Below are 20,300 nucleotides of genomic sequence, written 5' to 3'. Positions count from 1 at the left end.
ATCAATCCACGGGTCAGTCACCTCTTTTTGTATTCAAATTCAAGTGCTTACGCTCGTGACCTCGACGTCATGCCGCTTATGTAAGTGCCATTCCGGTTAAGTTGATCTTGCGCTTGGCAAGGCGCTGTCAGCGGCGTCCTACCTCGATTGATGTATTTTCCCTACAAGACGAAGGTCGCACGGCTGATCGCCGCGGCTGACAACAAAGATCACACTAGCTTGTCTGCCGCGACACAGTCCGCGGGTTATTTATTTCTCTCATCCCAAGCGGCTAGCCGCTTTATCAAAACAGGAGCATGAAAATGCTGCACTACGCTGTTGTATTTTTTGTCATCGCCTTGATTGCTGCTTTGTTCGGTTTCGGTGGCATTGCCGCCAGTGCCGTCAGCATCGGCAAAATCTTGTTCATTGTGTTTGCGATTCTGGCCATTGCCAGTTTCCTGTTTGGCCTCATCAAGAAGCGCTGACACCGCCCGCCAAGGCGGGCTCAACTCGCCGGCAGGCTCGACGCCTGATCGATACAGTTTCCAACAAACCTCAACTTTCTCTAAGGAACCATCATGTTTAACAAAAAAATCCAAGAACCCTCCAGCCTGGCCGACCAAGCCGCCGAGTCGGCCACCCACGCCATCCAATCTACCCAACGAGTCGCCAATGAAGCGCTCGACAGCCTGGCCGGAAGCGTGCAGGACTTGCGTCACCAGGCCAGCGCACTCGCGCATCGTGGTGCGGACAGCATGCGCGACACCTCAAAACAGCTGCGTGACAAGGCGCTGCGCGCCTCGGACAACACGCTGAACTACATCAAGGACGAACCCATCAAGTCGGTGCTGATCGCCGCTGCGACCGGGGCTGCGCTGATGGCATTGATCAGCATGATGGCAAGTTCGCGGGATCGCCGCTAACTGTCTTTCATCAGGCGTGCGCAGCCTGGGTGGCTGCCATTGCCGCAATGCCTGTTAAGGTAGACCTTGCGCTGCCCGGGGCGGTTCTGGTCAGGCCTTGATTTTTAGATTCTGGAGCTTGACCCTCATGATTCACCCCCTGTTTCTCCTGATCGCGACCCGACCGCAATTGCTGGCGGATCACGCCGAAGCCTATGCCGAACTGGTCGCAACCGAGGTCGGCCATGTCTCCACCACCTGGAAGCGACGTGCACTGCTGTACGCGGTGGCCTTGGGTTGCCTGGCAGTGGGCGCGGTGCTGGCGGGGGTTGCCCTGATGCTTTGGGCCGTCATTCCTGTTGCCAGCATGCATGCGCCGTGGGTCCTGTTTGCAGCCCCGGTGGTCCCTATGGTCTTGGCGCTGTGGTGCTTGCTGGCGGCTCGGTCACCGGGTGATTCCAGCGGTTTTGACACCATCCGACAACAAATGAAGGCCGATCTGGCCATGCTGCGCGAAGCGAGTACCTCATGAGTGCACTGTTACCGACACCCTCCGAGCGGTTGACCTCGTCGCGCGAGCGCTTGCGTCTTGCCATGCGCGACATCGCGGGCCCAGCGGGCCACGCCGCCCGCGCGCGCAGCAGCAGCACCGGGCTGGCCTGGCTCGACAGCTTGAAATCAATTCCTGCGGCGAGTATCGTGATCGAAGCCGTGCGCAGTTGGTGGGCGCAGCACCCATGGCGTGTCGCCAGCCTGTTGGCCGGCGAAACGGTGAAGACGGTGGTGCAGCCCCTGGCACAGCGCCATCCGCTCGGGCTGGTCGTGGGCGCATTACTGCTGGGTGGCGCATTGGCCTGGGCGCGGCCGTGGCGTCTTCTCTTCACGTCGTCCCTGTTGGCCGGGCTGCTGCCACAACTCTTGTCCAAAACCGTGGCGCAGATACCCACCCAATCATGGATGGCGGTGCTGACCGAATTGCTGAAACAACCGCGTCAGTCGCAAGAACCGGCCCAAGGGGCCGGGTTTTCAACAGTCCGGCCTGACGCGCCGACGTGCTGATCAAGGGGCGCGGCATCACGCCGCGCCGCGAATGTGCGCTAGATTCGTCCCATTAGCAGCAGGACGATGATGATGATCACCACCAGTCCAATGCCACCACTGGGTCCGTAGCCCCAATTGCGGCTGTGCGGCCAACTCGGAATGGCACCAATCAGCATCAAGATCAAAACGATCAACAGTATGGTTCCCAAGCTCATTATTTTTCCTTGAAGTTGTGGTGCAGTAGCCTTACTTGGCGGGTTCCGGCGGCACGACGATCACTGTGGTGCCGTCGCCGGTCTTGCCCTTTTCGCCTGTTGCGCCGGTGTTGCCCGTCGCGCCGGTATAGCCTGTGTCGCCAGTGGCGCCAGTGCTACCAGTGCTACCAGTGCTACCAGTGCTACCAGTGCTACCAGTGCTACCAGTGCTACCAGTGCTACCAGTGCTACCGGTTGCACCTTGCGGGCCTGCTGGGCCGGGTACGGCCACGGGCGCTACGGGCACGGCGACCACAGCGGGTCGGTCGCAGGCGGCCAAGCCTAGTGTTGCAAGCAGGGCTGAAATGAGCATCATGCGTTTCATGAGAAATCCTTTGAAAATTTATAAACAGCAGCGGTCGGCTTGAAGAAGACGGCCACAACCAGACCGGCACGACCTGAATTGCCGCGCTCGGTAGCTTTGCAGCTTATGCGCAAGTCTTGCGCAGGTCAGTGCGTTAGCGAACACACAGCCCTTTTTTTTGCGCGATCACGTCCGCCTATGTGCGTCATCGCACAGACCCGCGAAGAGTTTGGGGCAATACTATCCTCGCGATGCACGACGCTCAGGCGATGGTGCAAAACAGCAGCGTGAGCGCCGGACGGAAGTCCCGCCATTTCATCAATAGGTTTCTGGACAAATACAGAGGAAAGCAAATGAAAAAATATGAAAGCTATGCCAGAGTCTTGCCGTGGTTCATGGCACTGGTTCTGAGCGTTTTGCTCGCGGCCTGCGGCGGCGGACGAGATCCGATTCTGGGCAGTCCTACTTTGGGTTTGGGCGTGGTTTCTGTCTCAGTGACGCCTGCAACGACCTCAATACCGCTCGGTGGCGTCCAGCCAATGATGGCGACGGCTACCTACACCGACGGGTCAACCCGTGATGTGACCGCGTCGTCCAATTGGGCTTCAGACACTACGAGCGTGGCGACTGTCGTACCGACCAGCGGCGTTGCTACAGGCGTCGCAAGCGGCACGTCGATCATATCGGCTGATTTTGGTGGTAAGTCCGGGTCAGCAGTCTTGACTGTGACTTCGGCAACATTGCTATCGATGGCAGTGGCGCCTTCAACGGCCTCAATACCAGTTGGCAGTATTCAACCGTTGATTTCGACCGCGACCTACAGCGATGGGTCAACCCGCGATGTGACTGCATACTCCAACTGGACGTCAGGCACACCCACCGTGGCGACGGTTTTACAGACCACTGGTGTTGTTACTGGCGTCGCTGTTGGCGCTTCGGCAATTACTGCCAATTTTGGCGGCAAAAGCAGCTCAACGAACTTGACCGTGACTGCGGCAACATTGGCTTCGATTGCTGTGACACCTGCAATCGCTACCGTACCTGTTGGTTTGACACAGTCCTTTGTTGCAAAGGGCACGTACTCTGACGGCAGCATCGTTGACATCAGCAATACCGTGGCTTGGACTTCAGCTAGCCCTCTGGTGGCGACAGTCTTGCCGACCACCGGCGTTGCCACTGGCGTGTCGGCCGGTTCTGCACTGATCACTGCCACAGCCGGCGGCAAGACCGGTTCCGCCACACTCACCGTGACTGCTGCGACTGTGGCTTCAATTGCAGTGACGCCTGCGCCGGCTACCGTACCAGTGGGTCTGACACAGCCATTTGTTGCAAACGGCACTTACTCTGACGGCAGTATTGTTGACATCAGCAAGTCCGTGTCTTGGACGTCAGCGAGCCCCATGGTTGCGACCGTCCTGTCGAACACCGGCGTCGCCACTGGCGTGTCAGTGGGCACGGCATTGATCACGGCAACATCCGCCGGCAAGTCTGGATCAGCCACCTTGACCGTGACTCCTGCGACATTGGCCTCAATCGCGGTGACGCCTGCACAAGCCTCAATAGACTATGGTTTTACGCAGCCGTTTGTTGCACAGGGGACTTACTCTGACGGCAGCATCATCGACATCACCAAAACCGTGGCCTGGACTTCAGGCAACACCCCGGTTGCGACAGTCATGTCGAACACTGGCGTCGCCACTGGCGTGTCAGCCGGTTCAGCCGTGATCACTGCAACGTCCGGCAGCCTTTCTGGTCTCGCCACCTTGACTGTGCTGGCTAAGAAAGGCCCTGATGCGGTCGATCTTGGTTCAGCTGCAAACTTTGTAATTTTGGCCAAATCAGGAATCTCAACGACGGGAACCACCGCGATTGTTGGCGACATTGGAGTGAGTCCAATCGGCTCGACTGCTATCACGGGATTTTCTCTGATCGCGGATCCCACGAATGTTTTTTCAACATCGTTGTATGTGACTGGAAAAGTATATGCAGCCAACTATGCCGTGCCGACGCCTACTACCATGACCACGGCCATCAGTGACATGGAAACCGCGTTCACCGACGCCGCCGGAAGAGCAACACCTGATGCGACAGAGTTGGGTGCAGGCAATATCAGCGGACTGACAATCGCCCCAGGACTCTATAAATGGGGTACCGGCGTGTTGGTGACAAGTGCCGGCGTTACTCTTTCTGGCGGCCCGAATGACGTCTGGATCTTCCAGATTGGTCGAGACCTGACCGTGAACAACAGTGCCATCGTTACCCTGAGCGGCGGTGCCCAGGCCAAGAATATCTTCTGGCAAGTGGCTGGCGAAGCGACTCTTGGAACGGCAGCTGACTTCAAAGGAAATCTTCTGAGTCAAACGCTGATTTCCTTGAATACGGGCGCTGTTGTGACCGGCAGGATGTTGGCGCAGACTGAGGTTACGTTGAATGCCGCTCGCGTTACCAAGCCATAATTTTTGAAACTAAGACAACGGCGGTCGGAGTCATCTCAGTCTGCCGCTGTTGTCCAACTAGAAATGCATGAAGAATTTTTGATTCTGTCCTGGAGAACAATATGAAATTAGCAAGAAACAAATTGGCAAGAGCCTCAGGCAAGCTGAGCCTGATCGCACTGGCCGTCCTCGCCAGCTCGTTTGCCCTGGCGGACGACTCCGGTTGGTACGCTGGTGCAAATGCCGGCCAGTCCAGCGCGAAGATTGATGACGCACGTATTACCAGCGGCCTGTTGGGCAGCGGCTTTAGCGGCGCCACGATTACCGATGACGACCGTTCCACCGGTTACAAGATATTCGGCGGTTACCAGTACAACAAATACCTGGCCGTTGAAGCCGGTTATTTCGATCTGGGTAATTTTGGCTTCAATGCCACCACGGTTCCAGCTGGAGGAGCCTTGAGCGGCAATATCAAGCTCAAGGGCTTCAACATGGACTTGGTCGGCACGCTGCCAATCACTGAAAAGTTCTCGGTGTTGGGTCGTATTGGCGCGAACTACGCTGATGCCACCGATTCCTTTGTCGGAACCGGAAGCGTCAATGTGCTTGACCCGAACCCGAGCAAGCGGGACACCAACCTCAAAGTGGGCGTTGGGCTGCAGTACGCGTTCACGCCAGCGCTGGCCATGCGCGCCGAAGTGGAACGCTACCGCATCAATGATGCCGTGGGCAACAAGGGCGACATCGATCTGGTCTCGCTCGGCTTGATCTATCGCTTTGGCGCAAAGTCTCCCACGCCCGTGCCCGTTGCTTACGTGCCGCCGCCAGTGGTGGTTGCCCAAGCCCCGGCGCCCGTGTATGTGGCGCCGCCACCGCCACCGCCACCACCACCCGTGCTGCCGCGCAAAGTGTCTTTTTCTGCAGATTCGCTGTTTGACTTCGACAAGGCCAGCGTCAAGCCAGGCGGCCAGCAAGAGCTGGACAAGTTCGTGGCAGAGCTCAAAGGCACGCAATTTGATGTGATCAACGTCACCGGGCACACCGATCGCATCGGCTCGCATGCCTACAACCAGAAATTGTCAGAGCGCCGGGCTGATGCCGTCAAGGGCTACCTCATGACCTCAGCCGGTATTGCCGGTGACAAGATCGTGGCCAAGGGCGTCGACGGCGCCGAGCCGGTCACAAAACCGGGTGACTGCAAGGGCACCAAAGCTACCAAAGCGCTGATCGCCTGCTTGCAGCCTGATCGCCGTGTCGAAGTGGAAGTTGTCGGTACCCGTTAACGATGACGGTGGCGCAAGGAGGCAACTCAATGCCTTGCGCTTTTATTGACGTTTGACTCGCACTTGGGTGCCAAGCACAGACCCAAGTGTGCAACAAGTTCTCTATTGTTGAGGTCTATTTTTTGATTGTGCGGGGAGGTTTTTATGAGCAACAATATTATTTTAAAATCGCGCTGGAGCACCGCATCTTTTGGCAACACCGCTGAGACCTCTCCGATGGAATTGTCGGCTTTGGGTGCCCATTTGGAACTATGCCGAAGAGCACATGGTCCCCTGTTTTTTTTGCAATGCGCGGCGCAGACCATGCACGGTTTTGTGGTCGGGCGCTTTGTAACGACCGTGGTGGTGGTCGCGCTCTTGATCGGTGTCTTGTCAATGGTGTTTTAGGCGATGGCGCAACGTGAGCTGCAGCGCCTGCTGCCGGGCGCTCCACAAGCGCTGCGCGATATGCTGGACAGTGCGCGCGGCCCGGTGCAGCCACCGATCCGCTCCGAGATATTTGGGCTGCAGCGTTTTGCCCAGCATGGCCGCAGTCTTGGTGTCACCCATCGTGCCGCCATAGCACGCCGACGTGCGCCGACTTTTTTTCCACGTCTGCGCAGCAATATCCAGACGCTGCGCGAGGCGCATCTCTGCATCGGGGAACAAGCGAGCACCGGCTACGACATCAGCCCGGCGGCTGAGTGGCTGCTTGACAACTTTCACCTGATCGAAGCGCAGCTCAGGGAAATTCAAGAGGGATTGCCGCGCAGTTATTTTCGCACTCTGCCAATGCTGGTGGACGAGCCCTTGGCCGGTCTGCCGCGGGTCTATGGTGTTGCCTGGGCCTTTGTGGCCCACACCGATGGCGCGTTCGACGAGGAATTGCTGATGCAATTTCTGAGCGCCTACCAGGAAACCCGTGAACTGAACTTGAGTGAGATGTGGGCGCTGCCTACCACCTTGCGTGTGGTGCTGATTGAGAACCTGCGTCGTCTGGCCGAGCGTGTGGCGACGAACAAGGCCGCTCGTGGGGTCGCCAATCTGTGCTGCGATCACATCGATACCTATACCGTGCCAGTGCTTGACCAGTTGTTAGGCCTGCTGGATCAGCGCGGCGTGGGCCGCGTCTTTCTCGTGCAGATGGCGCAACGTCTGCAAGGTCGCCGCACCACGGGAGACTCCAGCTATCCCGCTCAACTGCATGACTGGTTGCATCACGCGCTGCCGGATCTGGCCAGCATGCAGACGCAGCAAAGCGCCGACCAGGCCGCTGATAACCTGAGTGTGAGCAATGCCGTCACGTCGCTGCGCGCTATTGGCGCCGCCGATTGGCCCGAAATTGTCGCCCGCACCAGTCCGCTGATGCGGCTGATGCTCACCTCCCCGATGTTCGAAGCGGAGCAGGCCGCCACGCGTGACCAGACGCTGCATGGCATTGAGCGCTTGGCCAGGCGCAGTGGCCGCAGTGAATTGTCGGTGGCACAAACACTGCTCGATTTGATGTGCGCCGACGAGGGCGCCAATCGCGCCACCGCGGCGGCTAGCCACTGGCTGCGCGGCGCAGGCTGTCCAGCGCTGCTGCGTGCGCTTGGCTTGCATGAGCGTGCGGCTCTATTCTGGCGCGCCGTTGCGCGGCGATTGACCTTGCCCGCCTATTTGGGCACGCTGCTGCTGGGCACTTTGAGCCTGGTGGCGTGGCTTGTACTACGCCACGGTGGCGGCTTGACCGGCGCCGGTGCTCACCCTTGGTTGGCCGTGCTGGGCGCGGCGCTGATGATATTCCCGGCGTCCGAGGCGGTGGTCGCGGTGATCAACCGGCTGATCAGCGAGTCGGCCCGGCCGCGACATCTGCCTCGCCTGGCCTTGGGCGAGGGCATACCACCAGAGCACCGGGTGATGGTGGTGATCCCGGGCATGCTGACCGGCAACGCATCAACTCGCGACCTGGTGTACCGGCTACAACTGCACTATCTCGCCAACCCGGAACGCCACGCCCAGTTTGCACTGCTGACCGATTGGGCCGATGCCGATGCGGCGCAGCTGGCGTCAGACGAAGCCTTGCTGGCGAGCGCAACGCAGCAGATCCGCGAACTCAACATGCGCTATCCCAACAAGGCCGAAGAGACTGGCGCCGCGCCGCGTTTCATCCTGCTGCACCGAGAGCGCCGTTTCAGCCAGACCGAGCAGCGCTGGATTGGTTGGGAGCGCAAGCGCGGCAAGCTCGAACTGCTCGTGGCTGCATTGGCAGAGGGCTCGGCCGCTGCGTTTCTGGACTTGGGCGCCGACTCACAGATAGCCGCTGACACACAGTACATCGTGACGCTCGACAGCGACACCCAGTTGCCGCCCGGTCGGCTGCGCGAGTTGGTGGGTGTGGCCGCGCACCCCCATAACCAGCCGCGGATTGACGCCAGCGCGCGCGTGGTGAGTGGCTACGGCATCTTGCAGCCGCGCGTGGTGACGCCGCTGCCTGCCACCAAGGACTTCACGCTCTACCACTGGCTGTTTGCCGGTCAGTGCGGTATCGACCCGTACAGTGCCGCGAGCTCGGAGGTCTATCAGGACCTGTTCGGCGAAGGCACCTTTACCGGCAAGGGTTTGCTCAACGTGCGGGCGATGTACACCGTGCTGTCCGCCCGCCTGCCAGATGGTCAGGTGCTGAGCCACGATCTGCTCGAAGGCTCCATGGCACGCTGCGCGGCGGTGACCGATATCACGGTGGTTGAGGATGCGCCATTTCATGCCGATGTGGCGGCTTCGCGCGTGCACCGCTGGACGCGCGGCGACTGGCAGTTACTGCCCTTTCTGCTAAGCCCCACGCGCTATCGTTTTCGCGTCATCAACCGCTGGAAGATGCTCGACAACCTGCGTCGATCGGTCGTGGCGCCCGTGTCCTTGGTGCTGCTGCTGCTGGCGCTGGGTGGCTTTGTGGTGTCGCCGTGGGTTGCCTTGGCACTGGTGATGGCGGCGTTTTCAGCTGGTCCAATGCTGGGTGCGGTGGCGGGCTTTGCCCCCAGCCGCGACGATGTTGCCACGCGCCACTTCTACCGTTTGGCTGCGATGGATCTGGCACGTGCCCTGTGGGGCGGCTTGTGGCATCTTGCCCTGCTGCTGCAGCAGTCGCTGCTGGCGGTGGACGCCCTCGTGCGCGCGCTGTATCGCATGACCATCAGCCATCGCCACTTGCTGCAATGGACCACAGCCGCAACGGCGCAGGCGCAGGCCAAGACCGACCTGAAATCGCTCGCGCGCGCCCATTGGAGCTTGCCGGCGGTGGCGCTGTTGCTGCTCGGCGCACTGCTCGCCTCTGCCACGCCTTACCCGCTGCTGGCGCTGATGCTATGCCTTTTGTGGGCGGCGTCGCCGGTATGGATTTGGTGGGTCAGTCGGCCGCGCCCTGCCCGAAAAGATGCGGCGTTGCCGCCACAGGACCAAGCTTATCTGCACGGTATTGCGCGCGACACGTGGCGTTTTTTTGAGCGCTGCGTCGTCGCCGAGGACAACCACCTGCCGCCCGACAACTTGCAGACCATGCCACACGACATGGTGGCGCACCGCACCTCGCCCACCAATATTGGCCTGTACCTGCTGAGCGTGGCTTGCGCCCGGCAGTTTGGCTGGATCGGCACGCAGGAGCTGCTGACCAGGATGGAGGCCACGCTGGCCACGCTGGCCACGCTGCAGCGCCACTGCGGCCACTTCTTGAACTGGTACGACACGCAAAGCTGCGCACCACTGCTGCCGATGTATGTGTCCAGCGTGGACAGCGGCAACCTCAGTGGCCACCTGCTCGCCGTGGCGCAGGCCTGTCTGGAGCTGGCGGGCGCGCCGCATGACAGTGGCGCGGCGAAGCGTGCCATCGAAGCCTCAAGGCAACGACTTGCGCCGCTGCTGGCGGCTCGGTCCACACTGACGGCAGCGAAGCGCGCCGAACTGAGGTGGTGCCTGGCGGATCACCGCGCCGCACGACGCTCAGCAGCGCTCGACGCCCAGGCGCTGGCCTCGCAAGGGGCCTCTGAGGCGGCCGGGCGCTTGCTGGCGCTGGCCGTTGCGTGTGAGCGACTGGCAGGGGAGGCGGACTTCAGCTTCCTGTACCACCGCAAGCGGCATCTGCTTCACATCGGCTATCGGGTCGCGGAGCAGGAGCTCGATGCCAGTTTTTATGATTTGCTGGCGTCGGAGTCGCGGCTGACCAGCCTGCTGGCCGTCGCCAAGGGTGATGTGCCGGTGAGCCATTGGGCGTCTCTGGGACGACCCTTCTACGCCGTCGGTGCGGATGCGGGCTTGCGTTCGTGGTCGGGCTCGATGTTCGAATACCTGATGCCCACCTTGGTTCTCGACGAGCCGCATGGCAGCGTGTTGTGTCAGGCCTGTCATGCAGCGCTGCGAGAGCAGATTGATTTCGCCCAGGCACAAAACGTGCCCTGGGGCATATCCGAATCCGCCTATGCCGGCAGCGACTACACACTGGCCTACCAGTACGCGCCACAAGGGGTGCCGAGGCTGGCACTGCGGCGCACACCGATCGACGAACTGGTGATCGCGCCTTACGCCACGGCCTTGGCAGCGCAAATCGCACCCCACCGCGCCTCTGCCAATTTTGCGGCGCTGGAACAGCTGGCGGCCCGTTCGCGCTATGGTTTTATTGAGGCCCTTGACTTTTCTCCCGCGCGGCAAACGGGCATCGAGCCATTCACGCCGGTGAGCACCTTCATGTCGCATCACCAGGGCATGAGCATTGTGGCGCTGGCCAATGTGCTGCTGGGCGGCCCGGCGCAGCGCTGGGGCATGGCCAATGCACACATTGCAGCGGTGACCTCACTGCTGCACGAGCGCGTGCCGCGTGAGGTGTCCATCCTGTACGAGCCGCCCTCGGGTCCACCACTGCAGCCGATGGAGCGCAGGCGCGCGCCGGGGCTCCTGCGTGACGTGTTGCCGGGCTCGACGGCGCTGCAACCCACGCATGTGCTGTCAAACGGGCGCTACAGCGTGACGCTGCGCGCCAACGGCGCCGGTTGGAGCCGTTGGGGTCAGGCCGGTATCACACGCTGGCGTGACGATGCGCTACGCGACGCTTATGGCAGCTTCTTTTACTTGCGCTGGCTGGATCCGGCGCGCGGCGCCGGTCCGCAGCGGCCGGTATCCATCACGCAGCACCCGGCGCCCGATCCGGCCGCGCACTATCGCAGCGTCTACCACGCCGACCGCGTGTGCTTTGATGCGGCTTGGTCCGAGTTGGAGGCTCACGTCACGGTCTGGGTCAGTCCGGAAGACGACATCGAGTTCCGACAGGTCGAACTGCGCAACCTGAGCGATCAGAGCCTCGACATCGAACTGATGTCAGCCTTCGACGTCACGCTGTCCGATCCGCGCGCCGATGAAGCCCACCCCGCGTTCACGAATCTGTTCGTGCGCGCCCAGTGGCAGGCTGAGCATCAGGCCCTGCTGTTCGAGCGCAAGCCCCGTCTGCCCACCGAGCAGGGATTGCAGGCCGCACACTTTCTCGCCGCCAGCGATCCGCAGGTGCAGGGCGTGCGTGTCCAAACCGACCGGCAACGTTGGCTCGGCCGCAACCACAGTGCGGATCAAGCGCTGGCCTCGTTGGACGCTGTGCCGCAGGCCGCGTCCGACCAGGCGGTCGAGCTCAACACCGGTCTCGACCCCGTCTGCGCCCTGGCAGTTCGGCTTCGCATCGCGCCCCACGGCAAGGCGCGCCTGACCTTCGCCACGGCGGCGTCCGACCATGGCGGCACCTTGCACGCGGTGATCGACAAATACCTGCAAGCAAGCCATATTGAGCGCGCCTCACTGATGTCGGCCACGCTGAGCAGCATCCGTCTGCGCGCCCTGCGCATCAGCGCCGAGAACTTCGCGGCCATCCAGACCCTGACGACGGCGTTGGTGTTCAGCCTGACGCGCGCGCAGGCCGAAGTGGTCCGCTTTGATGGCGCGACGATCGAGGTCTGTGACCGGCGGCTTCTGTGGCGCTTTGGCATCTCGGGTGATCGGCCTATCATTTTGGTGTCGGCAGGCGTGATGCAGGGCGTGGGTTTGCTGCGTTCACTGGCCCAGGCCCTGAGCCTCTGGTCTTGGGGTGGCATCGGCTGCGACCTGGTGGTGGTGAACACCGAGCCGGCCTCGTACCTGATGGAGTTGCAGCGCGAGATCTCGGCGCTGCGCGAGCGTTACGTGAGTGACAGCGGCGAAAAATCGACCCGAACCGGTCCCGCCGCCACGGGGTTCTACGTGCTTCGCGCTGACGAGCTCTCACCGGATGAACTGAGTACCTTGCGAGCTTGCGCGCGCTTGCGGCTGCATGCCGACGGCCGCCCGCTGGTGAATCATGTGCAGGAATGGGTGGCGATGCATGAGCAAGCCTTCGAGGAACGCCATGACACGTCGACTTTCGCTGTCGCCGTCGCCTCGGGCGCCCTTGCTGACATGCCCGCATCGGTGGGCGAGTTTGAGCCGGCTACGGGCGAGTTTCGTTTCGACGTCAGCACCCGGTTGCGCCCGGTGCGACCTTGGATCAATGTGCTGTCCAATCCGAGCTTTGGCGCCCAGATATCGGAAGCGGGGGGTGGCTACACCTGGGCGGTGAACAGCCGTCTGAACCAACTCACCGCCTGGTCAAACGATCCGGTGGCCGACCCGCCGGCCGAATGGTTCTTGCTGCAGGATATCAAGACCCGGCAGGTCTGGAGCGTGGCACCGAGTGCCTGGGGTGACGAGCACGTGGCCTACCAGGTGTCGCATGGGCAGGGCTACAGCCGCATCAGCCATCAGCGCGGCGACCTGGCCGTGAGCGCGTCATGGTGTGTCGATGCGCAGACGTCCGTCAAACAAGTGCAGCTCGAAATCGTCAACCACGGCCGCCAGACGCTGCATCTGCGCGTGATCGGCATCGCCGAGTGGATGATGGGTGCGAATCGGTCCGATCGCAGCACCGTGCGCACGGCACTGTACCGCCAGCGCCTGCCAGAGCAAAAGCTCACCGCACTGCTTTGCACGCAGCCGGAACGTTCGGCTGGCTTCGGCGACGGCACGGCATTCTTCGGTCTGGCCAGCGCCGCCGACGAGGCCGAGGACTGGACTTGCGATCGGCGCGAGCTTTTTGATGCACGTGGCCGCCTGGTGCTGCCCGATTATTTCGGCTTGACCCAGGGTGACGGTCTTGACCCCTGCGCAGCGCTGTCGACGCGCCTGCTGCTGGGCGCTGGTGAATCGGCGCAACGCGTATTCCTGCTGGGCTACGGCGACAACGCAGATGCCGCCCGGCAACTCGCCACCCGGGCCGCAGCGATGCCTGCCGCGCAGCGAATCGCGCAGGTGCGAAGCACTTGGGATGAATTGCTGGGCGCTACCACGGTGAAAACGCCTGACCCCCTGTTTGATGCGATGGTGAACCGCTGGCTGCTGTACCAGACGGTCACGTGCCGCTTGTGGGCCAAGGCTGGCTTTTACCAGGCCGGGGGCGCCACCGGTTTTCGCGACCAGTTGCAGGACGCGATGGCGCTGGCCTGGGCACAGCCCAAGACGCTGCGCCAGCAGATCGTGCTGGCCGCGTCACGTCAATTCCCTGAAGGTGATGTGCAACACTGGTGGCATGCGCCGTTGGGCAACGGTGTGCGCACCCATTTCTCCGACGACCTCTTGTGGCTGCCCCATGCGACCCAGCACTACCTGCGTGCGACCGGTGACGCGACCTTGCTCGACGAGAGCGTCGCGTTTCTCGAAGGGGCGGTGATTCCTGCCGGCGCCGAGGACGCTTACTACACACCCACCGTCAGCAGCGAGCAAGCGTCGGTCTACGAGCATGCTGCCCGGGCGATCGATCGCAGCTTGGCGGTGGGCGCACACGGCTTGCCCTTGATGGGCAGCGGTGACTGGAACGACGGGATGAACCGTGTCGGCATTGAGGGACGCGGCGAGTCGGTCTGGCTGGGCTGGTTTTTGTGCCAGGTGGTGGCCGACTTCGCGCCCTTAGCGCGCGCGCGGGGTGAAGAGGCGCGGGCGCTGCGGTGGGAGTATGCCGCGCTGGGTTGGACGCAGGCCTTGAATACCACGGCATGGGACGGCCAATGGTTCAAACGCGCCTTCTTTGACGATGGCCAGGCATTGGGTTCGCAGGCCAATCCCGAGGCCCGCATCGATTCGATCGCACAAGCCTGGGCGGTGCTGTCCAAGGCCGCAGCGCCAAAGTTGCAGCGCCAGGCGCTGGCGGCGCTGGATGCGTATTTGGTGGACCAAGAGGCCGGCTTGATCAAGCTGCTTGACCCACCGCTGGCGCACGCGGTGCCAAGCGCCGGTTACATCCAGGCCTACCCGCCGGGCGTGCGCGAAAACGGCGGCCAGTATTCGCATGCGGGCGTGTGGGCCTTGATGGCGCAGGCGGAAATGGCGAAGAGCCAACCGGACGCACGCGAGGGCCTTGACACCGCCTACCGCTACTTCACCTACTTGAGCCCGGCCCACCGCGCCAGCCACCCGGTGCGGGGCCCGGTCTATGGTATCGAACCGTATGTGATGGCCGGTGACGTGTACAGCCAGCCACCCTATGTCGGGCGTGGTGGCTGGAGCTGGTACACGGGGGCGGCGGCCTGGCTGCATCGCGCCGCCATCGAGTCGATTTTTGGTTTCCAGCAAGGGCCGCAGGACTTGATTTTTACACCTTGCCTGCCTTCAGATTGGCAGCAGGTCGAGCTGACGCTGGTCCGCAATGAGCGCAGCATGCGCTTCATCCTGGTGCGTGCCACCGCCAACGTCGCGTTGGAAATGACGGCCTCAATGTGTGAGCCCTTGGTGGCGCAGTTGCTGCACCCCGGTCAGCCGCTATCCTGGACGGGGCTGGCCTCGCACAGTTGCTTTGTGATTCCCTTGCTGCCAGACGAGCTGGCGCCGCCGCTGGGAGTCAGCAACGATGTGTTGCGAGCTCCGCCGAAAAGCAGAGTTTGAATCAAAAATAATAGCTATACACGCTTATTCCACGAGGACTAGAGGCTGTTTTTATATAAATTTCTGTGGATTCAACGGGGCGCGGCACGCCCAATGGCGCTCACTGCCACGGTTTGAATGTTGGCGCTCGTGGCCGGGCCGGCGCCTTGGCCGACACTTCGCGCGCGCGTCACATCCGCCAGCGTGACCTTGTCCAGTTCGGCCAGAAAATTCTGCTGTGCCGTCCAGAACACGTTCTTCAACTGGCATTGGGCAGTCAAGGTGCAGGTGTTGTGGCCGGGGTCGAAACACTCGACCAGCCGAAAATCGGTCTCGCTCTGGCGTACGACATCACCGATGCGAATATCAGCCGCCGGCTTGAGCAGGCGCAGGCCGCCGCCGCGTCCGCGCGTGGTCTGCAGCAGCCCCTGGCGGGCGAGATCATTGACGATCTTCATCAAATGGTTTTTGGACACCGCATGGCTCTCGGCCAGCTCAGCAATGGTGACCGAGCGCTCGGGGTTGAGGGCGCAAAACATCAAGACCCGTAACGTGTAGTCGGTGTAGTCGGTGAGTCTCATGGGCGCTTTCAATGTTGGCTTTATTGTTCATTTTATCGTGCTTTAATTTAAGATGCATATAAAATACAGTTTTAAATAGTTGATGCATCTTGCGTCCTGCCGCCATGAAGCCAACATCCTTACCCATTTCTTCGCAGTCCCAAGCGGCCGCGCCACAGCCTGCGGGCATGCCCTTTTTGCGCTTGGGCTTTCGGCCTTTCTATGTCGGGGGTGCCCTGCTTGCAGCCTTGATGGTGCCGCTGTGGGTGGCCATGTTTTTGGGCGCTTGGCAGCTGAGCCCGGCGGCGCCGGGCCTGCTGTGGCACGCGCATGAGATGCTGTTTGGCTTTGCGGTGGCCATCATCGTGGGCTTCTTGATGACGGCGGGAAAAACCTGGACCGGCCTGGCCACGCCGCGCGGCGCCACGCTGGCAGCCCTGGCCCTGCTCTGGCTGGGTGCACGTGTGGCCTCGGTAACCGGGCCTTATGTTGTTTATGCGGTGCTTGACCTGGCGCTGTTGCCGATCGTGGCTGCCATTCTGGTCACGCTGTTGCTGCGTTCCCGCAACTACCGCAACTTGCCCCTCGCATTGATTTTGGCCTTGCTGGCCGCTGCCAATCTGGTCTTTCACCTGGCCGTGCTGGGCTGGCTGGACGTCTCAGCGATGAGCCCTTTGTATGCGGGGCTGGCCCTGATCATCATGATTGAATGTGTGATGGCCGGGCGCGTTATTCCGTTTTTCACCATGACGGTCACGCCAGGCCTGAAGCTGGTGGCCCCGGTATGGCTGGAGCGGGTCACACTGGGCGTCACGGCGCTGGGTCTGGCGCTTTGGGTGTTGGCGCCGCCCAGCGCGATAGGTCTGATCGTGCTGGGCTTGGCCAGTGGCTTGCACACCAGGCGCCTGCTGGCCTGGCGCCCGGGTGTCACGCTCAAGCGGCCGATTCTGTGGATTTTGCATGCCGCCTATGCCTGGATTCCGGTCGGCCTGGCGCTGCTGGCGCTGGCGCAACTGGGCTGGGTGCCGGTGTCAGCGGGCGTGCATGCGCTGGGTGTGGGCGCCACCGGCGGCCTCATCATCGGCATGATCACGCGCACGGCGCGCGGCCATACTGGACGGCCGCTCGCCGTGGCGGGGCCGGAGGTGCTGGCCTACGCGCTGGTCATGACGGCGGCGCTGCTGCGGGTGTTCTTGCCGTTGCTGGCGCCCGCGCTCTATGCCTGGGCGCTGATTGCCACGGCAGCGCTGTGGAGTGCCGCCTTCTCTGTTTACCTCTGGATCTACACCCCCTGGCTGATGAGCGCCCGGCCTGATGGCAAGGACGGTTGAGGCGCGCCGCGAAGGTCTGGAAGTATCACCATGGACTACTTGTGGGTGAAATATCTGCACGTCACTTGTGTCGTGCTCAGTGTCAGCCTGTTTGTGCTGCGCGCCGCGCTGGAGCTGACGGCGCAGCCGTGGCGGCAGTGGCGACTGCTCAGGGTAGCGCCACATGCGATCGACACGGTGTTGCTGACATCGGCCTTGTGGCTGGCCTGGCGCATCGGGCAATACCCGTTTGTGAATGGCTGGCTCACGGCCAAGGTGCTGGCATTGTTGGCGTACATCCTGCTGGGCATGCGCGCCCTGGGCAAGCGCACACCGCAGGGGCAACGTTTGCCGTTTTTTCTGGCGGCGCTGCTGAGCGTTGGCTACATCGTCGGCGTGGCGCTCACCCACTCGCCCAGTTGGGGTTTGCTGTGACGTCGACACGGCCCTGATTTCGGTCGCAGCGTTTTGACCTGATTCACAGCTTGCCCTGCCAGGTCGGGGTTCTTGACTGGGCTGGCGTTTAGAACGTTCTTGCCCCCACTCACAACATTTGAAATTTGTTTGGGTCACCAGTGACGTCGCTGGTGGAACAACGACTGCGGTTCACAACCTCGGTTGCGCCGCAAGCAAATAACGCACTGTCAATTTGCAAATAAAGATGTATGCAAATTACTTTTTACGCAAAGATGCACATAGAATGAATCTTATAGCCAGGCAAAGACTTGCGCTTATCAAATTTTCAACTCAACCACAAAGGAATCCCTGCCATGCATGCCACGCGCAAACTATGGACCTGGCTCGCCGTCATCTGTGTACTGTCTTTCGCCGTTCTAGGCTGGGTCGGCACCGAAATATATTTGACAGCGCCACCCATTCCCAAACAAGTCGTCAGTACCCAGGGCAAGGTACTATTCTCAGAAGGACAAGTCCAACGCGGTCAGGAAGCCTGGCTTTCCGCTGGCGGTCAGCAGTTGGGGTCAGTCTGGGGTCACGGCAGTTATGTCGCACCGGATTGGTCGGCCGACTGGCTACACCGTGAAGCGTTGGCACTGCGTGCAGTGTGGGCGCAAGCTGATTTCGCCAAGCCCTTTGAGCAGTTGAGTATCGGGCAACAAGCCGAACTGAACGCCCGGCTCAAGAGCGAGATGCGGCGCAACACGTATGACGCCAGCACCGGCAGCATCACGCTGTCGCCCGCGCGCACCGAGGCGGTGGCCCAGGTCGTTGCGCATTACGTCAGTCTGTTTGGTGATGACCCAGCGCTGGACAAACTGCGCGAACAATATGCGATGAGCGCCGGGTCCTTGCCCGATGCGATGGACTTGCAGGCCTTGCCGGCCTTCATTTTCTGGTCGGCCTGGTCGGCATCTACCGACCGGCCCGGCGAAACCGATCTGAGCTACACCAGCAACTGGCCGCATGAACCGCTGGTGGATAACACACCAACGGCGGGCGCCGGTATCTGGTCGATCGCCAGCATCATCTTCATGATCGCGGCCATCGCGGGCATGATTTTTTACCACTCGGTCAGCAAAGAGGAGGGCGACCCGACCCCACCCAAAAGCGACCCGCTGTTCGACCTGAAGCCAACCCCGTCCATGAAGGCGACCCGCAAGTATTTTTATGTGGTGATCGGGCTGATCCTGGTGCAAATCGGCATGGGGGCCATTACCGCGCACTACGCCGTTGAGGGGCAGAGCTTCTTTGGTTTCCCGCTGGCGCAGATACTGCCGTTCACCGTGAGCCGCACCATCCATACCCAGTTTGCCGTGTTGTGGATCGCGACAGCCTGGCTGGCCACCGGTTTGTACATCGCCCCGGCAATCTCAGGCCATGAGCCAAAGTACCAGAAGCTCGGCGTGGACGTGCTGTTTTATGCTTTGCTCTTCATTGTGGTGGGGTCCACCGCCTTCGGCTGGCTCGGCACCCTGCAACACCTGGGCACTAATTTCAGTTTCTGGATCGGCAATCAGGGGCTGGAGTTCACCAGCATGGGCCGCATTTGGCAAATCCTGTTGTTTGTGGGCTTGCTGTTTTGGGTCACCTTGTTGGGGCGCGGCCTGTGGCCGGCCTTGAGAACGCCGTCGGAGAGCCGCGGTCTGATTGCCATGGTGTTCCTGGCCGCCTTGTGCATTGGCGGTTTCTATGCCACGTCGCTGACCTGGGGCAAGCAAACCCACTACGCGATGATCGAGTACTGGCGCTGGTGGCTGGTGCACCTGTGGGTCGAAGGCTTCTTTGAAGTGTTCGCCACCGCCGTGATCGCCTTGTTGTTCACCCGTCTGGGCTTGATTCGCGCCAGCACCGCCCACAGCGCGATCGTGCTGGAAACCATCGTCTTCCTGTTCGGCGGCATTCTGGGCACCTTGCACCATCTGTACTTCACTGGCACACCTACTTTTGTGATTGCCATTGGCTCCATGTTCTCTGCGCTGGAAGTGGTGCCGCTCGCGATGATCGGCGTCGAAGCCTGGCGCAACTACCAGCGTTCCAAGTCGGCGCCCTGGGTGCAGGCCTACAAGTGGTCAATCCTGTGTTTCATTGCGGTTGGCTTCTGGAACGTCGTCGGTGCTGGTTTGCTCGGCTTTTCGATCAATACGCCGATCGCGCTGTATTACATGCAAGGGCTCAACATGACAGCCGCCCATGGCCACGCCGCGCTGTTCGGTGTCTATGGCATGCTGGGCATCGGGCTGCTGCTGTTTTGCCTGCGAGGTCTGTCCGATCGGCTGGCCTGGTCGGACAAGCTGCTGGCGCCGATGTTCTGGTCGTTCAACATCGGTCTGGGCATGATGGTGTTCATCTCCCTGGTGCCAGCCGGCATCTACCAAGCCTGGGCCAGCATCACCCAAGGCATGTGGTTTGCGCGTTCACCCGAGGTGATTCATTCGCCCTTCATGGAGACCCTGGTCTGGTTGCGGGTGCCGGGTGATGTGGTGTTCTCCATCGGTGCCCTGTTCCTGGCCTGGTTTGCGGTGCGCTTGCTGAAGGGTGGGAAAGCCAAGCAAGCGATTCCGGTTGCATTGGCCGGCGCCGAGCGAGTTTGATCCACCTGAAGTAGCCAAAAAAAAGGCGCAACGAGCATGGCACTCGTTGCGCCTTTTTTGTGTGCCGCGTTGAACGCGACAGCAAGTTTAGAAACGGACGATGCCTTGTCTTACAGGCGGGCGAAGTCGATCACGATGGCGCCCGGCTCGCGCTGCACATACGCAATGGACACGGCCTCGCCATAACGGGCGTTAAGCTGGTTCAACAGGGGAAGCGGGTCGTGGTCATTGCAGAAGCGCATGGTTTCACCGGGCTGCAGTGA

At 61.4% G+C, this 20,300-nt stretch carries 15 protein-coding genes; 11 read left to right on the top strand and 4 right to left on the bottom strand.

What is annotated here, in order from left to right; all coding sequences use genetic code 11:
• The first annotated feature begins 302 nt into the window (after positions 1 to 302).
• The 4 genes from GZ093_RS15150 (at position 303) to GZ093_RS15135 (ending at position 1,943) form a co-directional block, all read left to right on the top strand.
• Complete coding sequence (locus tag GZ093_RS15150; RefSeq protein WP_296487330.1) at positions 303 to 467, top strand: DUF1328 domain-containing protein; 165 nt, start codon at positions 303 to 305, stop codon at positions 465 to 467.
• A 93-nt stretch (positions 468 to 560) separates the two neighbouring features.
• Complete coding sequence (locus GZ093_RS15145; RefSeq protein ID WP_296487327.1) at positions 561 to 905, top strand: hypothetical protein; 345 nt, start codon at positions 561 to 563, stop codon at positions 903 to 905.
• 127 nt (positions 906 to 1,032) lie between these two features.
• The gene (locus GZ093_RS15140; protein WP_296487325.1) at positions 1,033 to 1,416 is read left to right on the top strand and encodes a hypothetical protein; all 384 of its coding nucleotides are present in this window, start codon (positions 1,033 to 1,035) and stop codon (positions 1,414 to 1,416) included.
• The gene (locus GZ093_RS15135) at positions 1,413 to 1,943 is read left to right on the top strand and encodes a hypothetical protein (protein WP_296487322.1); all 531 of its coding nucleotides are present in this window, start codon (positions 1,413 to 1,415) and stop codon (positions 1,941 to 1,943) included. Before GZ093_RS15140 ends, GZ093_RS15135 begins: the two co-directional genes overlap by 4 nt.
• Positions 1,944 to 1,981: 38 nt before the next feature.
• Here GZ093_RS15135 and GZ093_RS15130 read toward each other — a convergent pair whose 3' ends face one another.
• Positions 1,982 to 2,140 (bottom strand): DUF3309 family protein, encoded by a 159-nt coding sequence (locus tag GZ093_RS15130; RefSeq protein WP_296487321.1) that lies wholly within the window; start codon positions 2,138 to 2,140, stop codon positions 1,982 to 1,984.
• Positions 2,141 to 2,171: 31 nt separating this feature from the next.
• The gene (locus GZ093_RS15125; protein WP_296487319.1) at positions 2,172 to 2,504 is read right to left on the bottom strand and encodes a collagen-like protein; all 333 of its coding nucleotides are present in this window, start codon (positions 2,502 to 2,504) and stop codon (positions 2,172 to 2,174) included.
• 332 nt (positions 2,505 to 2,836) lie between these two features.
• Between GZ093_RS15125 and GZ093_RS15120 the strand changes: the two genes are divergently transcribed.
• The 4 genes from GZ093_RS15120 (at position 2,837) to GZ093_RS15105 (ending at position 15,138) form a co-directional block, all read left to right on the top strand.
• On the top strand, positions 2,837 to 4,939 hold the full coding sequence (locus GZ093_RS15120) for an ice-binding family protein (RefSeq protein WP_296487317.1): 2,103 nt from the start codon (positions 2,837 to 2,839) through the stop codon (positions 4,937 to 4,939).
• A 101-nt stretch (positions 4,940 to 5,040) separates the two neighbouring features.
• A complete protein-coding gene (locus tag GZ093_RS15115) occupies positions 5,041 to 6,201 on the top strand; it encodes an outer membrane beta-barrel protein (protein WP_296487314.1) in 1,161 nt (386 codons plus the stop codon).
• A 144-nt stretch (positions 6,202 to 6,345) separates the two neighbouring features.
• Positions 6,346 to 6,588: a hypothetical protein gene (locus GZ093_RS15110; protein ID WP_296487312.1), complete on the top strand. Its 243-nt coding sequence runs from the start codon at positions 6,346 to 6,348 to the stop codon at positions 6,586 to 6,588.
• Between the two features lie 3 nt (positions 6,589 to 6,591).
• Positions 6,592 to 15,138, top strand: coding sequence for a glucoamylase family protein (locus tag GZ093_RS15105; protein WP_296487309.1), 8,547 nt, complete (start codon positions 6,592 to 6,594; stop codon positions 15,136 to 15,138).
• A gap of 71 nt (positions 15,139 to 15,209) precedes the next feature.
• On the opposite strand, the gene GZ093_RS15100 is transcribed toward GZ093_RS15105, so the two are convergent.
• Positions 15,210 to 15,698: an Rrf2 family transcriptional regulator gene (locus tag GZ093_RS15100; RefSeq protein WP_296487307.1), complete on the bottom strand. Its 489-nt coding sequence runs from the start codon at positions 15,696 to 15,698 to the stop codon at positions 15,210 to 15,212.
• A 104-nt stretch (positions 15,699 to 15,802) separates the two neighbouring features.
• Between GZ093_RS15100 and GZ093_RS15095 the strand changes: the two genes are divergently transcribed.
• From GZ093_RS15095 to GZ093_RS15085, 3 genes are all read left to right on the top strand, one after another.
• Positions 15,803 to 17,008: an NnrS family protein gene (locus GZ093_RS15095; protein ID WP_296487305.1), complete on the top strand. Its 1,206-nt coding sequence runs from the start codon at positions 15,803 to 15,805 to the stop codon at positions 17,006 to 17,008.
• Between the two features lie 30 nt (positions 17,009 to 17,038).
• Positions 17,039 to 17,422 carry a SirB2 family protein gene (locus GZ093_RS15090; protein ID WP_296487302.1) on the top strand — a complete coding sequence of 128 codons (384 nt, stop codon included), beginning with the start codon at positions 17,039 to 17,041 and terminating at the stop codon, positions 17,420 to 17,422.
• A gap of 335 nt (positions 17,423 to 17,757) precedes the next feature.
• Positions 17,758 to 20,037, top strand: a complete 2,280-nt coding sequence (locus GZ093_RS15085; protein ID WP_296487299.1) for a nitric-oxide reductase large subunit — start codon at positions 17,758 to 17,760, stop codon at positions 20,035 to 20,037.
• A gap of 110 nt (positions 20,038 to 20,147) precedes the next feature.
• Here the strand turns inward: GZ093_RS15085 and GZ093_RS15080 are convergent.
• Positions 20,148 to 20,300: DUF2249 domain-containing protein (locus GZ093_RS15080; protein ID WP_296487332.1), on the bottom strand; the 153-nt coding region annotated here is incomplete at its 5' end.

This window comes from Rhodoferax sp., assembly GCF_010365055.1.
In the GTDB taxonomy this organism is placed as follows: domain Bacteria; phylum Pseudomonadota; class Gammaproteobacteria; order Burkholderiales; family Burkholderiaceae_C; genus Rhodoferax.
The sequence above is the reverse complement of the archived record's forward strand: the minus strand, read 5'-3'. Positions and strand labels throughout refer to the sequence as shown.